This is a genomic window from Psychrobacter sp. CLB018 (assembly GCF_041222815.1).
In the GTDB taxonomy this organism is placed as follows: domain Bacteria; phylum Pseudomonadota; class Gammaproteobacteria; order Pseudomonadales; family Moraxellaceae; genus Psychrobacter; species Psychrobacter faecalis.
In genome coordinates, this window is sequence record NZ_CP166085.1 from 3017466 (window position 1) to 3033070 (window position 15605).

A 15605-nucleotide genomic window follows, 5' to 3' on the forward strand; every position below is an offset into this window, starting at 1 on the left:
GATCAACCAATTCCTATTTGATTGACCCAGCAGCTTTACTAGTACGAATTATTTTTCAATAACGACGCTTTCCTTCTCTTTACCATGCGGTATCAACCATTTGCCAAACCATCCTGATAAGTCATCCATCAAGGTATAAACCACGGGAATGACTACGAGGCTTAATAAGGTTGAGGTCACCAAACCACCCAATACCGCGGCAGCCATCGGACGACGGAAAGTAGGATCAGCATCGCCCCAGCCAAATACCAGCGGCATCATGCCAGCGCCCATCGCAATGGTGGTCATAATAATTGGCCGCGCACGCTTACGACAAGAATCGATAATGGCATCAAAACGCGCCAAGCCTCGGCGCTGAGCAATCAAGGCATAATCGACTAATAAGATAGAGTTTTTGGTGGCGATGCCCATCAGCATGATAAAACCAATCATCGATGGCATCGACAGACTACTCTTGGTAATAACCAAGCCGACAAAAGCGCCACCGATAGACAACGGTAGAGCCATCAAAATGGTAAATGGCTGCAATATCCGCCCAAATAATAAAATCAGTACACCTAAGATACAGACCACACCGACAGACATCGCAATCACAAAGCCGCTAAATAGCTCAGCCATGTTTTCGGCTTGTCCTTGATCGATAATAGTAATAGAGGTCGGTAGTTGCTGCATACTGGGTATGGCTTTTACTGCTTGCACCAAGTCACCAAGCTCGCCATTGGCAGGCTGCACGGTGATACTAATCGCCCGCTCACGATCAAGGCGGCTGATTTGCGCAGGTCCGGTACCAAAGTTTAACGATGCAACTTCACCTACCCGTACACCTTGTCCCGGTGGCAATGCATTTGGGACATATAAGCCTTCTAATTGACTGACGTTTTGTTTGGCAACATCTGGCAGGCGCACCACGATAGGAATCTGGCGTGTATCGAGATTGAGCTTAGATAACCGCTGCTCATAGTCACCAACAGTCGCCACACGTAAGGTGGTGGCGATATCTTGCGTGGTCACGCCTTTATCTGCCATCGCTAGTCTGTCTGGAGTTACCGTTAGCTCTTGACGCGGTAGACTACGATCACTGGTGACAGCGCCGGCACTTGGTAACGCCCGAATCTCTGCCATTATTTGCTGCGCGGTTTGCTCAAGTAAACGCGGGTCGGTACTGGTCAAAGAAAAATTATAACCGGTCTCACCGCCACTCGATAAACCAACGGTAAAGCGTGCGCCGGGTACTTCTGAGAGCATGCTGCTTATTTGCCGTTCAATCTCTTGCTTAGAGCCACGCTCTGCGCGTGGGGCCAATACGATATCTAAGCCTGCGATATTTTCAGCTTTGCCGCCAGAGCTGGCTTCCATTGCCGCTTGCGCTTCGCCTACCGAGGTGAAAATATGGCTCACTTCAGGCATGGCCAATATACGCTCACTGGCCATCGCCGCCACACGTTCGGTATCTTCTAGCGCCACATCTGGCGTTAGCTCAATTTCAACCCGCGTTTGGTCAATATCATTATCAGGAATAAAGGACGTTGGTAGTAATTTCACCAAGGCAAGTGATGCTACAAACAAGAGTAATGTCGCACCCATGGTAATCCAGCGATGATGCAGCGTCCAAGAGACCACTTTTAAATACCAATCCATGAGCGCGCTTTGTTTTTCGACATGCTTTTTTTCTGGGCGCAATATATAAGCGGCCATCATCGGAGTGATAAGACGCGCGACCATTAACGATGCAAATATCGATAAGGCGGCAGTCCAACCAAATTGCCGGAAAAACTGCCCGACAATACCGCCCATAAAAGCTGTCGGTAAAAATACCGCAATGAGAGTAAATGTGGTCGCGACGACTGCTAAACCAATCTCATCAGCTGCTTCCATCGCAGCTTCATAAGGCGTCTTGCCCATGCGCAAATGGCGGATAATATTTTCAACTTCTACAATCGCATCATCGACTAAGACGCCAATGACCAATGACAGTGCTAATAAGGAGATAATATTTAAGCTAAAGCCAAATAAGTACATACCTAAAAAAGTAGGAATAACCGACAACGGCAACGCCACGGCTGCCACAAAAGTCGCGCGGATATTGCGTAAAAATAAGAACACCACGACGACTGCAAGTAAACCACCTTCTATTAGCATGCGTAACGATGCTTTGTAATCTTCGGCAATTGGCGTGGCTCTATCGTAGACTTTTTCAATATCGATATTGCCGACATCGGCTGACAGCTTGGCAAGCTCGGCGTCAACCAGCTCCATCACCTCAACCTCACTGGCACCGCGCGAACGGGTGATATTAAATGCCACCACTGTTTGCCCATCAAGCTTAGCAATCGAGCTTGGATCAGCAGCACCATCGGTGATTTGTGCCATACGTCCAAGCGCTTGCGTACCACCTGTCGGTACCGCGACTTGTAAATTGTTCAAATCACTGGCACGTTCAACCGCCCCAAGTACCCGAATAGTCTGGGTGGTTTTACCTACTTCCGCTTCACCGCCTGAGCTGTCTTGTTGAATACCAGTGATTTGTTCTGATAGCTGAGCGATAGGATATTTCAAACCGCTCAACACAATCGGGTCGGCAGCAACGGTGATTTCACGTTGCAAACCACCGATGCGGCTAACGGTACTGACCCCTGGAATATCGGATAAACGCTTGGTGACCGTATCATCGACGAACCAAGACAAATCCTCGACATTCATATTGTCAGAGGCAACCGAGTAAGTGACGACGGGAAACCCAGCCGTTGAGACTTTGGTAATGATGGGGTCATTGGCAGCAGCTGGCAAATCGCCACGTACTTCACCGACCGCCGAACGTACATCGTCGACCGCTTCTTGTATGTCTTTTTCTAGGACAAACTCGGTGACCATGGTCGCGGCACCCGTTTGTAGGGTGGTACGAATATGCTTAACGCCCTCAATACTGGTGAGCTTATTTTCTATCTTTTTGGCAATGTCGTTTTCGAGCTGCGATGGCGCGGCTCCCGGCAAGGTCACCGTCACCACCACCGCTGGCAGGTCAATATCGGGGAATTGCTGCACCTTCATTTGCATAAAACCGTAGATGCCGCCCAAGGTCAGCAGCACAAACAGCAAGATGGCAACTAAAGGATTTCTAATCGAGTAAGCGGAGACATTTAAACTCATGAGCGCGCCTGCGTGGCTGTGCCAGTTTGGCTGACTGATGTATCATTGGCGGTATTTAGGCCATCAACCACACGTACCAAGTCGCCGTCGTTTAAAAAGCTACCGCCCTGCTTTACCAGTCGGCTGTCTGCTGGTAGTGGCTCTGCCAGCGCTACACTATCACCAAAGCGCTCACCCAAACTCACGCGTTGTTGCTTGATACGGCCAATGTTTTGACCGTCTTGGCTCTTAATATTGGTCACTAGCATCACGTAATCATAACCGTCATTGCTGACGATAGCGCTATTGGGCACCGTTTGCGCGCTGGTACTACCCAATAAAAACTCGCCCGTTTGGTACATGCCCGCGCGTACTTTTGAGTTTGCAGCAAGGCTAGCATAAATGGTGATTTGGCGATTATCATCAGCCGTTGGCGCAATACGATTAACCTTACCCATAACCGAATCGCCGGCTGGCAAGCTGACGCGCACTGGCGTGCCAACACTGACTTCACCAAGAAGTTTAGGATCGATATCAGCACGCCACTCTAAAATACCGCCTTTAATAATAGTAAATAAAGGCTCACCACCAGCAACCATACCGACTTCCGCCATTTTTTCACTGATGACACCGCTTACCGGTGCGACCACATTGGCATTTTTCACGCTCAAGCGCTGGGTACTAAGACGGGCTTTAGAGGCTTGCAATGCCGCCTCTGCCTGTAGTTTTGAGGTACGATAGCGATCCGCTTCTTGCCTACTGATGGCATCAATCTCAATCAATGGCAGGACACGAGCGGCATCGGCAGTTGCATTGGCAAGCGTTGCTTCGGCTTCGGCAACATCGGCCTCCGCCTGCAAGACTTGCTGCTGCATGGCATCGGTATCAAATATCGCCAGGACTTGCCCCGCTTTAACGCGATCGCCTTCTTCAACCAACACCTGCTCGATAGCCACACCATTTACTTTAGGGCTGACATTGGCGACATCTTTGGCACTGATGGTGCCGTCAGCGCTTAAGGTATTACCAATACTGTCTTGGCTTGGCATCACCGTTTCGACCGAAAGCACTGCCTGCTGATTGCTGCTCTCCTTTAGGTCAGCGTTTGCGCTTTGTGCCTTGTTAGCCGCTGGTGAATCAACACTCGCATCTTTATCGCCGCCCCAATACTTACCGACCAAAACCCCAATCACAAGGACTACGGCTAATACTGGCAATAACCACCAAGGATATTTCGATGATGATTTGGGCGCACGTGCATCCGCTTGGCGGTAAGGTGGTAGCTCAGACTCAACTGGTCGCTGTTTGTCTTCAACATCGCTCATGATAACTCTCTGTCAATACAGGCAATTAGAAAGGGTATAAAGTTAGAAAATTATAGCTAAAAAAGGGGCTATTTATGATTACAATAGTCTATAAATTTATTGAGGATAGCATATATTAAGTCATCATCTTATTTTTATATATCGTGTTTTAGCTTCGTAAGTCTGCTTCTATTAATAGTAGGATGGGCGTAAAACTGGCAAAGCGAAGCGGATAAAAATGATAACTAAGTAAAACGACTGCTTGATAAATTTGTCTAAATCAAACTTCTTTTTTAACTTTTAAAAAGCACAACGCACATCCCTAAGAATGTGCGCTATATTTATCAAGATGCTACTAACTTAATGTTTCTTAACTCGTTTATTAAAAACGATAGCCAACGCCAAGATAGGTAATATACGGATCGATATCAAGGTTGGTTTTCGCTCGAATCAACTCTTCACCACTATCGTTTTGAACGGTGATGGTCGTATCACTATCGAGTTTTGCATAGGATACAGAACCAACGCCAAACCATTTGTCATTAAAATCATAAGTCGCGCCAATTGTCACGATAGGTGCAAAGGCGCTGTCTGCTTCAACGTCGACGCTCATGCCCTGAGTCGATTTTACATTTTCTAATGCAGCGCCCGCTTTCCCATCCTTAATATTTTGGATTTGATGACCAGCCATTTCTAAATCGTTACGAATACCGTCATTGAGCTCGATATCATTAAAATAAGCATACATCACCCCTGCGCCGACATAGGGGCGAAATTTATTGACCCCAGATTTGCCAAATTGATATTGCACCCCAGCTGCTGGCAGCCACGCGCGAGCGCTTGAAGATACCCCGCCGCCTTGAGTTAAATCAGTAATGGGAATATTTTTGGAAATATCAAAATCGCCCAATAATCCGCCTGCAATACCGCTAGGACTGACTTTGCCCGAGAGCGGTGCATATACTTGCCCTTGCCCTAAAATATCAACTTTGGGCGGTATACCGGCTTTGACCTCAATCGACCAATGATCATTCATATAATAGTTAAATAACAGACCAAACGTATCGACATCATCGGCCTCAAGTCCAGTACCAGCACTGGTCCAACTCTCTAAGCCATTAATTTTGGTCGTACCAGAAACGTCACCTAATATTGTAACGTCGGACAAATCCGTTTCCGCTCCTAAACCCTTTAATGTGCCATCTATGAAGCCGAAACGGTCTTGATCTTTCACCAATACCTCTCGCACCGTTTTTACTTTTACACTGCCATTATCGGCAACCGTACCATCTTTGGCAGCGGTCGTAGTTTGCATTGGATTGGCTTTGCCTTGCGGAGAAGCGTGCAACCAACCAGCCGAAACAGAAAAGCGTTTGAAACTACCATCGGTTTTGAAATAATCAAACTCGGCAACAGCGGATTGGCTGAATAATAATGGTGCGGCGATAGCGCAAGCGAGGGTTAACGTCTTGTTCATGATACATCCTTGTAAAAAATTCAGGCCGTTAATTAAAAGCATGAATGGCACAGTAATGACGAAGCAAATCAGACAAAGCTGGCAAAATTAAGCCAATCAAACTCCTATCCTAACGTCCTGTTAGAATCGGTAAAACGACTAGAAATGTGCTGTTTTTAGAGGTTTATTTTCACCAAAAAATACATCTACAGCAGAATATTCTAGTAAATAGATAAAGCACATAGTTATGCTTCACTGCCGTAAACTGCCATACCTCAATCGTCATATCAAGAAAGTTTAGAGAACAGCTGAGTCAATATTAGTTGATGAAAATAAAAATAGAGTGTTTATTTGCGCTAATAAATAGCTTATAAAACCCATAAGAAAAAGCCATTATCTTTAAAAAAATAATGGCTTTTTTAGGAGAGTTGATGACAGAGAATTGGCTCAGTTACTAAGCAAGCGTTAATTATTAAGCATTGGTATAGCGACTGGCTTCTGGCATCCAGCGATGGATAAGTTGGCTGACGTCCGCTTTACGTGTTGGGTCAGAGATAAGATGTTTCGCTAGGCGCTGCGCAATGGCAAATAGTTGCTCATCGCGGATAAGGTCGGCCAAATAATAACCGACGTTACCGGTTTGACGTTTGCCTAACAGCTCACCGGGGCCGCGTAGCTCCAAGTCTTTTTGCGCAATCACAAAACCGTCGGTGCTGTCACGCAGCACATTTAAGCGCTCCGTACCCGTCTCTGATAACGGCTTTTGATATAACAGTACGCAGAAGCTTTTGGTCGAACCACGCCCAACCCGCCCGCGCAACTGATGTAGTTGCGATAAACCCAAACGTTCGGCGTTTTCGATGACCATTAACGACGCATTAGGTACATCAACGCCCACTTCGATGACCGTTGTGGCAATCAATAAATCTAAGTTACCCGCTTTAAACTCTTGCATGATGGCTTGTTTGTCAGCAGACTTCATTTTGCCATGTACCAAGCCAATGCGAATATCTAAGCGCTCATTTAAGTCCTCATAAGTCGCTTCTGCTGCCTGCGCATCGAGCACGCTTGATTCTTCTACCAATGAGCAAACCCAATACGCCTGTCTGCCCGCTTCACAATTGACCGCAATACGCTCAATGACTTCGTCGCGGCGGTTACGGTCAATCGTCACCGTGGTAATTGGCGTACGCCCCGGAGGCAGCTCATCAATGATAGATGTATCCATATCACCATAAACGCTCATCGCCAGCGTACGCGGAATCGGGGTTGCCGTCATAATGAGCTGATGCGGGGTGCTATTGGCCACGCCCTTATTGGTCAGGGCCATACGCTGCTCAACGCCAAAGCGGTGCTGTTCATCGATGATGACTAAGCCTAGTTTAGCAAACTGTACCTGCTCTTGAAATAAGGCATGCGTACCAACTACTATTTGCACCGTATTTTCTGCCACCGCTTCTAACGCTTCACGGCGCTGCTTGGCGGTTTGTTTGCCAGCAAGCCAGCCAACGCCGACCCCTAACGGCTCAAACCAGTTTTTAAAATTGACCAAATGCTGTTCTGCTAAGATTTCTGTTGGTGCCATGACCGCAACCTGCCAGCCACTATCGAGCGCATAGCCCGCCGCCCCCGCCGCGACCAAAGTTTTGCCTGCGCCAACATCTCCTTGTACCAGTCGGAGCATCGGAATAGAAGTCGCCATATCAGCCGTGATGTCTTTCATGACGCGTTGCTGCGCGCTGGTTAAATCAAACGGCAATGCGGCAAATAGCTTATCGGCAAGCGGGCTACTCATCGTACATTTAGGCGCTTTATGCTGATGCAATTGCTGACGGCGATATAGTAGGCTCAGTTGATGCGCGGTTAATTCTTCAATGATTAATCGCTGACAGGCAGCATGAGTGCGGGCGCTTAGTTGCGTAAGCAGCTGATATTGTCGTCCTGCATCGGTATAAGTTGGCGGCGTATGCAGCAATACTAAGGCTTCAAATATCGTTAGGTTATAAACGTTTTGATTAGCCATGTCATTAACTGCAGTTGCGTTGCCAATATTGCTTATTGAATTGTCAGGCACACGGCGCGCAAGGGTTGAGAATATATCGTCTGGAAAATCATCTTCTGCCATTGCCAATTTAGCAGGCTCAAAAGGCGCTAACGGTAAATCAGCAACCACCGCAAAGTCGGCAGGCGTAAACAAGGTCATGGGTAGACCTTGGGTGCGCACCGTTTGCAGCGCAAGCTTAATTAGCGTGCGCAGCTTATTTTGATGCAAGCCTTTAACACTTGGATAAATCGGCTGTAACCCTGTATTGACGATGGCTTCATTGCTACTGATCACTTGATATTCAGGATGATGTATCTGCTTACCGTAACGACTGACCTTTACTTCGCCAAATAATTGTAGCTGTGTGCCGAGACTCATCGTTTGCGCAAGGCCACGATAGACCTTAAAAAAACGCAGCGATATCGTGCCAGTATCATCATCGACCATCACGGTCATACCACTGCGCTTGGTATCGACATGCACCACCCGCCCAGTAATCAAAGCGGCTTGCCCATGCGCCACATCAGCTATCGATACCAATCGGCTACGATCTTCATAATCACGCGGTAGATGCAACAGCAAATCAAAAATGCGCTCGATACCTAACTGGGACAACTGCTCCGCCACTTTTGGCCCCACGCCCGCCAGTGCCGTCACCGGCATATCAAGCGCGGAAACGGGCATCTCAGGCCTTATAGTGTCTGCTGAGTTCAAGGTAGGAGTGCGGCTAACCGATGTGGGCATCAATAATCCTAATGATGGTTATGATTTAACGTATATTTGGTCTTATAAAAGCTATAATCATCAACCTCTATAAAATATTTAATCATGATGATTATAACTGACAAGCGACTTACCTATGCTAAGCTATTTAACGATATGGCGTCTAGCTGATTTCTCACTAAGCGACTGATGAATGGCTTATCGTATACCTCTTTATTGCTCTATGGTGATTTTCGCGTATGTTTTTATCTACTCATTATAATGGCTATCGTCATTTAGCACGCTTGCTGCGATTTAGTATGCTTGGCATATTGGGCGTGTTTATTAGTGCTTGCCAAAGTTTGCCGCCAGTTATTGAAACCGTCGCTCCTTTAAACAAGCAGCCAAAGGTCGCCTTAGTCTTAGGCGGCGGCGGTGCCAAGGGCTTTGCTCATATTGGCGTGATTAAAGCCTTAGAAGAAAACGGTATCACGCCAACGCTAGTGGTCGGTACCAGTATTGGCAGTCTAATTGGCAGCTTATATGCCAGTGGTTATAACGCCAAACAGCTTGAACAATTGGCGTTAAATACTTCTGATAGCGAATTGACAGATTTCACCTTATCAAACCAAGGCTTTATCGAAGGTATTAAGCTTAAAAATTTTATTAATGCAAAAGTTGGCGGACGCGCTATAGAAAATTTTCCAATATCTTTTGCCGCGGTTGCTGCCGAAAAACACACGCTAAAAAAGGCCGTTTTTAGCAGCGGCGATGCTGGACTTGCAGTACAAGCATCGTGCAGCGTACCCAATATTTTTATCGCGCCGCGCATTCCTGAAAAGATTGGTAAAAAATATGTCGATGGTGGCGTGGTCAGCTTAGTACCAGTCGACACCGCCCGTGATTTAGGGGCCGATATTATCATCGCCGTTGATGTGACGGCGGCGAATGCTAATAGTCCCGCTAATAATAAAATACCGTCTATCAATTCATTAAGCAGTTTTTGGGGCTTTCTTGAGAGCAGTTTTGTCGCAAATGCCACCGCATCTGTCACTGATTCCAGTCAATCAAACACCAAGCGTTCGACAGCAATGCGCCGTGAACGTGAGCGCGCTGATATTATCATTATCCCCGATATCGGTCATATTAGCTCGCTAGATACCAGTCAACGACGCGCGCTAATGACGGCTGGCATGCAAGCCACTACCCCGCAGATTGCCGCCATTAAACAGCTTATAAAAGACAAAGCCCTGAAAGAAAAAGGTATTGTAGAAAAGCTGCCAAGTAAATATGCCACGCTTTAATTTCAAAAGCACATTCAGCTGGTAAAAGCCATTTTACCAAATCTGAGTTAGTAAGTTGTTTATAAAAAAAGCACCACAGCCTAGACCTTAGACTGTGGTGCTTTTCGATTCGGCAAGCATTAGATAAATATCAAAAAACCAACTTATTTAACGCGTGCACGATATTTAACCACAACGGTATCATTCAAACCAACGCCTTCTAAATCCCAACGTACCGCTTTATAGTATTTTAACGGGATTTCTTGCAATTGATTATCAACCTTACCGCGTAATGGCATACGGGCAAAGGTGTTGCCGTCAGCACTACCATAAGGGAAGTCAGGAGAAACGGCACGTAGCAACTCTACTTGCTCAGGAATACTCATAGTGACAGTCATTTTACGTACGCGATCAGCATTGGTATTGGTAAAGTAGCCTTGATATTCTAAGACATTTCCTGACTGCAGGCGCGTATTGGCATTGACTGGCACCAGCACTTCTTGACCATTTGCATCAACACTAATCAATGAGGCGGTGATTTTGCTATTGACCGCTTGCGCCGTTGAAGTGCTGGCTGGGTTGGCATTTGACTCGATTGCCACTGAATTATCAACGGCTTGCTCTGGCGTTGGCAACATTGCTGAAGCCTGCGTCACTGCCATCACGCCAACGAGCGTACCAGCGACAACATGAAATAAGCGGTGGCCGCTCCACGCACTGAATGGATTTGCAAAATGGTTACTTTTCTTCATGACATTCATTATCCCTAGTTAATGTATCGGTAAAACAGTATAGCGGTAAAACAATTTGTTGATAAAGCGTCGGTCAACAACATGGTTATTTTTATCAATTATCTGCGTAAGCTGGTGCTAAAGCAATAGCGCTTAGCATAACAAAAAGCGTTTGGCGGTACACTAATCCCGTGTTGAGGTTGTGTATATCATCTATTTGCTACCAAGATTCATGACAGTGGCTAAAATAAAAGATAGCTCATAACGGTGTTTTTTGCTATGGTAATTCATTAGCGACACGCTTTTGCTGTCATGCTCTTTTTCTTATTCTAACAACTATTGCACCCATTATGACTACTAGCGCCATGCCACAAATTAATCCTGAATACGTACACTGGTTCCGCAACTCTGCCCCTTACATTAACACCCATCGCGGTAAGACTTTCGTGATTATGTTTGGCGGTGAGGCGGTCAATCATCCCAATTTTAGTACCTTGATTCACGACTTTGCTTTATTGCACAGTCTAGGTATCAAACTGGTACTGGTACACGGCGCGCGACCGCAAATCGAAAAAAACTTGAAAGACGCCCAGATTACCTCCCCCTTGCATAAAGATATTCGCGTGACCCCGCGCGTTGCTATGCCCGCTATCTTACAAGCGGTTGGTGCGATTCGTTTGCAAATCGAAGCCCAACTATCGATGGGCTTAGCAAACTCACCCATGTATGGCTCGCGCATTGACGCGGTTTCGGGCAACTTTGTCACCGCGCGTCCTTATGGAATACGTGATGGCGTTGATTATCAGATGACCGGTGAAGTGCGCTCAATCGATGTCGAAGCCATTAAAAACAACCTGTTACACGACCATATTGTGATTTTGGGGTCAATGGGTTATTCAGCGACTGGTGAAGTTTTCAATTTATTGGCAGAAGATGTCGCGCTTAGTGCGGCTGTGGCGCTCGGTGCTGATAAGCTGATATTCTTAGGCGAAGAAGCCGGCATCAATCATGAAGACCGTTTATTACGTGAGATGATTCCAAATGAAGTCGACCGCTTTTTACGCGATCGTGATCTGAATTGCGAGATTAATTACTTCTTAAGCTGTGCCAGTAATGCCTGCCGTCAAGGCGTACATCGCACCCATATCATCTCTTATGCCAAAAATGGCGCGTTACTCGAAGAGCTGTTTACCCGTGATGGTTCTGGCACCTTGATTAGCCATGACCCGTATGAAGAGATTCGCCGTGCTGATATCGACGATGTGGTTGGACTGCTTGAACTACTAACCCCGCTAGAACAACAAGGTATCTTGGTCAGCCGCTCACGCGAGCGCTTAGAACAAGAAATTGATCACTATAGCGTCATTGAGCGTGATGGTATGATTTTGGGTTGTGCCGCGCTTTATCCACTGGATGCAGATTCAGCCGAAGTCGCTTGTGTGGCGGTGCATCCTGAATATCGTAGTGGCAACCGCGGTGCTGACCTGCTGGCGTTTTTGGAGCAACAAGCGCGCAGCCATGGTTTGCATAAGTTGTTCGTCCTGACCACTCGTACTGCACATTGGTTTGTCGAGCAAGGTTTTGCGGAAGTTGCTGCTACTACTCTACCGGAGGCGCGCCGTGAAAAATATAATAACGGTCGCAATTCTAAAGTGTTCCAAAAAACACTTTAATTTAAAAACACTATAAGTAATTAGCGATTAATCATCGACTGGCCGAATTAGCGTACAGCAAAAAGCCCTCATACACTAAGAGGGCTTTTTTATTGTTTTTAACCGCTTTAAACTAAAGGGATAAAAAAACTAATAACGCCTTATTTTACTTTTAATAGCTCAACGGTAAAGATAAGCGTGCTGTTAGGCTCGATACCCGCATTACCTGCTTCGCCATAAGCGATATCAGATGGAATATAAAATTCGTATTTGCCACCCTCTTTCATCAACTGTAGGCCTTCTGTCCAGCCAGCGATGACTTGGTTTAATGGAAATTCAATCGGCTCACCGCGCTCATAAGAGCTGTCAAATACCGTACCGTCAAGCAATTTACCTTCGTAGTTGACTTCGACCACGTCAGTCGCTTTTGGTGATTTGCCAGTACCAGCGGTCAATACTTTATATTGCAAACCAGAAGCGGTGGTTTTCACGCCTTCTTTTTTACCATTTTCTGCTAAGAATGCCGCACCTTTGGTTTTGTTATCTTCAGCTTTGCCTTCCATCTCTTTGACGAACTTTTCTTCTTGTTCTTTTTGATAAGTCATCAACACTTCTTGCATTTGCTCTTGCGTCAATGCTGAATCTTTACCTTCATAGCCGTCGCGGAAGCCTTTTTCAAAGGTATTAAGGTTCAGATCGCCGACCGCTTCTTTATTACCTTCTGCCATCATATAACCCAAGCTGTAACCCACTTTTTCATTGGCTGGGCTTTTTTCAGTCACTGAAACGCTTTTGCTGGCGCTTTCTTTATTGCCATTACTAGCATTACAGCCGGTAACTAATAACATCGCACTAGCAAGGGCACTAATGCTTAAGGTAGTAATTTTTTTCATAGAATACTCTCAAATTGTAAGGATAGTGGCGAGATGTCACATTGTTCTATCATAGCAAATCTTAGTTTTAGGAGCTACGATTCCCTTGAAATTATCGGTCAAATGTACAGTCTGTGTTAATATCTGCCGCCAAATTAACAACTTATCACACAACTATAGTAAGCCGTTAAGCTTTCTGTCTTTAAATACCTCATTACATCAGCTAAGCTAAATTGGTTAAGGTAAGAAGTAACAGAACGTAGATTTTGTTAACAATCTGCACAGAATGTTAGTTAGGGTCTTATAAAAAACACTTCTTGAATAATATCAATTAAAAATATTAATAATTAGGTATGGGTTCGTTACCAATAATCAGGCTTATATTGTAGAGCAGTGATTATTCGATAAGGAATGCATGATCATTAAAGGAGGACAGGATGAATCCAATGTATACATCGTTCAACGGTTATCTGGGTGGCCCTATTGGTTCCATCATCGGCGCTATTTTAATTTTTATCATTGGTTGGCTTGTGGCACTGGGTATCGCTGCCCTTGTACGTGGTGTGTTGTCAAAAGTAAATCTTAACCAACGCATGAATTCTTCAACCGGTAAAAGCTACGATTTAGAAGGCATTATCTCAAAAATCGTCTTTTGGTTTATTTTCATCATTGCGATTTCAGGCGCGTTAAGTCAGCTGAATCTAAATTCTATCTCAGCGCCATTCGCTAATATGGTCAATCAAGTCTTGACCTTTATTCCAAACCTTATCGCCGCGATTGCTGTTGGTGTGATTGGTTGGGTCATTGCGACCGTTGCGCGTACTGCCATTAACGCAGCATTAGCAAAAACCTCAATGGATGAGCGTTTAAGTGCCAAGGCAGGCGTAAAACCAATGAGCAGCACCATTGCTGATATGGTTTACTGGTTCATCCTTTTGGTTGTATTGACCATGGTACTTGGTCAGTTAGAGCTTGATGGTTTATTTGCGCCATTGACCAATATGGTTGATAAAATCTTTAGCTTTATTCCTAATATTCTTATTGCTGGTGTGGTCTTCGTGGTGGGTTATATCATCGCCAAAGTCGTACGCGGCATTGTCACCAACTTAGTTTCTACTTTCGATGTACAGAAGCTTGCATCAAAAGCAGGTCTAAGCGAACAAAACAGCTTGCCTAATATCGCAGGTTCATTAGCGTTTTTAGTGGTTATCATCCCAACGATTATTGCTGCTTTAAATGCGCTAAAAATCGATGTGATTGCGCGCCCTGCAACTAACATGCTGAACAAAATCATGGAAGCGTTGCCAAATATATTTATGGCAGCAGCGATTTTAATCGTGACCTTCTATGTAGTACGTATGGTCGCTAACATCATCAAAGGTTTGATCGAAAATACTCAAATCAACCAATTACCTGCGAAAGTTGGTCTGCAAGAAACCATGGGTGATAAGAAGATTTCTGATCTTGTCAGTTATGCGATTATCTTCTTTGCCATGTTATTTGCTGCTATCGCTGCCGCTGATCTATTAGGTTTCGAACCTATCTCAGCCATCATCGCTATGTTTATTGCTTTTGGTGCCAATATTATTTTAGGCGCAATCATTCTGTTCATTGGTTTTTGGCTTGCCAACATCATCGCTGGTGTCGTTGAGCGCTCTGAACAAGGTTCACAGTTCTTAGCAAACATTGTACGTGTCTTAATCATGGGCCTAGTATTGGCAATGGGTCTAAAAGCGATGGGTATCGCTGATTCTATCGTTAACTTAGCATTCGGTCTAACCTTAGGTGCGGTTGCGGTTGCATTTGCCCTATCATTTGGTCTTGGCGGTCAAGAAGCAGCTGCTCGCTTCCTCCGTAAAATGCAAGATAAGATGGACAGAGAACGTGACGAAGCAAAAGCGAAATCTGCTCTAACACCTAACTCATCGACGCAAGATAAAGTTGCCGCGTCAGTGCGTGAGAATACGCCAACGGCTAAGCCTGCGACTACATCAACTCCTGATATTCATACCGATATCGTTGATACAACACGGGTGAATACGGACACTATCAATACTTCTGACATCAACAATACTGCCAATACTAACGTAAATAACAACGTTAACGATGGTAGTATCACTGATGATGATATTGCTAACAATAACATCCTGCCTGGTAGCGGTTTATATGACGATACCAATAATAAATAAGCAGTGATTATATTTTAAGTACAAAAAAGACAGCCTAGGCTGTCTTTTTTTATACGCGTTTATAAATATTTCTAACGAGGTATGGTGAGTGAAAAGTAATATCGATACATCACGCACTGCTGATATCAATTTTTTGTAGTCTCTGTCTGCGCAGGCACAGCAAGCAAGAAAAATTGATATCAGCAATACCTTAGCGTTTTTAGGATATTTTGACTATAGCTAGAACAAAGCGCATTTTATGTTTGG

9 protein-coding genes are annotated in these 15605 nt (G+C 45.3%); 3 read left to right on the forward strand and 6 right to left on the reverse strand.

The genetic code is table 11. The features are described from left to right. Positions 1-48: 48 nt before the first annotated feature. The 4 genes from AB8P72_RS12885 to recG form a co-directional block, all read right to left on the reverse strand. Positions 49-3147, reverse strand: coding sequence for an efflux RND transporter permease subunit (locus tag AB8P72_RS12885; protein WP_068406109.1), 3099 nt, complete (start codon positions 3145-3147; stop codon positions 49-51). Further along, positions 3144-4451, reverse strand: coding sequence for an efflux RND transporter periplasmic adaptor subunit (locus AB8P72_RS12890; protein ID WP_068406112.1), 1308 nt, complete (start codon positions 4449-4451; stop codon positions 3144-3146). The genes AB8P72_RS12885 and AB8P72_RS12890 overlap by 4 nt, the downstream gene beginning before the upstream one ends. Positions 4452-4812: 361 nt before the next feature. After that, complete coding sequence (locus AB8P72_RS12895; RefSeq protein WP_068406115.1) at positions 4813-5907, reverse strand: OmpW family protein; 1095 nt, start codon at positions 5905-5907, stop codon at positions 4813-4815. 451 nt (positions 5908-6358) lie between these two features. Further along, positions 6359-8674 carry an ATP-dependent DNA helicase RecG gene (gene recG, locus AB8P72_RS12900; RefSeq protein ID WP_068406118.1) on the reverse strand — a complete coding sequence of 772 codons (2316 nt, stop codon included), beginning with the start codon at positions 8672-8674 and terminating at the stop codon, positions 6359-6361. A gap of 218 nt (positions 8675-8892) precedes the next feature. Here recG and AB8P72_RS12905 point away from each other — a divergent pair, with 218 nt between their 5' ends. Further along, complete coding sequence (locus AB8P72_RS12905; RefSeq protein ID WP_369957851.1) at positions 8893-9936, forward strand: patatin-like phospholipase family protein; 1044 nt, start codon at positions 8893-8895, stop codon at positions 9934-9936. 143 nt (positions 9937-10079) lie between these two features. Here AB8P72_RS12905 and AB8P72_RS12910 read toward each other — a convergent pair whose 3' ends face one another. Then, on the reverse strand, positions 10080-10667 hold the full coding sequence (locus AB8P72_RS12910; RefSeq protein WP_193030898.1) for a hypothetical protein: 588 nt from the start codon (positions 10665-10667) through the stop codon (positions 10080-10082). A 329-nt stretch (positions 10668-10996) separates the two neighbouring features. Between AB8P72_RS12910 and argA the strand changes: the two genes are divergently transcribed. Then, positions 10997-12319 (forward strand): amino-acid N-acetyltransferase, encoded by a 1323-nt coding sequence (gene argA / locus AB8P72_RS12915; protein ID WP_193030900.1) that lies wholly within the window; start codon positions 10997-10999, stop codon positions 12317-12319. 140 nt (positions 12320-12459) lie between these two features. On the opposite strand, the gene AB8P72_RS12920 is transcribed toward argA, so the two are convergent. After that, positions 12460-13191, reverse strand: coding sequence for an FKBP-type peptidyl-prolyl cis-trans isomerase (locus tag AB8P72_RS12920; protein WP_193030902.1), 732 nt, complete (start codon positions 13189-13191; stop codon positions 12460-12462). Positions 13192-13607: 416 nt separating this feature from the next. Between AB8P72_RS12920 and AB8P72_RS12925 the strand changes: the two genes are divergently transcribed. Continuing rightward, the gene (locus AB8P72_RS12925) at positions 13608-15359 is read left to right on the forward strand and encodes a mechanosensitive ion channel (protein ID WP_144298018.1); all 1752 of its coding nucleotides are present in this window, start codon (positions 13608-13610) and stop codon (positions 15357-15359) included. Positions 15360-15605: the final 246 nt, after the last annotated feature.

Coding starts and splice junctions, on each gene's coding strand:
- AB8P72_RS12885 (WP_068406109.1), bottom strand. CDS start 3,147: ATGAGTTTAAATGTCTCCGCTTACTCGATTAGAAATCCTTTAGTTGCC.
- AB8P72_RS12890 (WP_068406112.1), bottom strand. CDS start 4,451: ATGAGCGATGTTGAAGACAAACAGCGACCAGTTGAGTCTGAGCTACCA.
- AB8P72_RS12895 (WP_068406115.1), bottom strand. CDS start 5,907: ATGAACAAGACGTTAACCCTCGCTTGCGCTATCGCCGCACCATTATTA.
- recG (WP_068406118.1), bottom strand. CDS start 8,674: ATGCCCACATCGGTTAGCCGCACTCCTACCTTGAACTCAGCAGACACT.
- AB8P72_RS12905 (WP_369957851.1), top strand. CDS start 8,893: ATGTTTTTATCTACTCATTATAATGGCTATCGTCATTTAGCACGCTTG.
- AB8P72_RS12910 (WP_193030898.1), bottom strand. CDS start 10,667: ATGAAGAAAAGTAACCATTTTGCAAATCCATTCAGTGCGTGGAGCGGC.
- argA (WP_193030900.1), top strand. CDS start 10,997: ATGACTACTAGCGCCATGCCACAAATTAATCCTGAATACGTACACTGG.
- AB8P72_RS12920 (WP_193030902.1), bottom strand. CDS start 13,191: ATGAAAAAAATTACTACCTTAAGCATTAGTGCCCTTGCTAGTGCGATG.
- AB8P72_RS12925 (WP_144298018.1), top strand. CDS start 13,608: ATGAATCCAATGTATACATCGTTCAACGGTTATCTGGGTGGCCCTATT.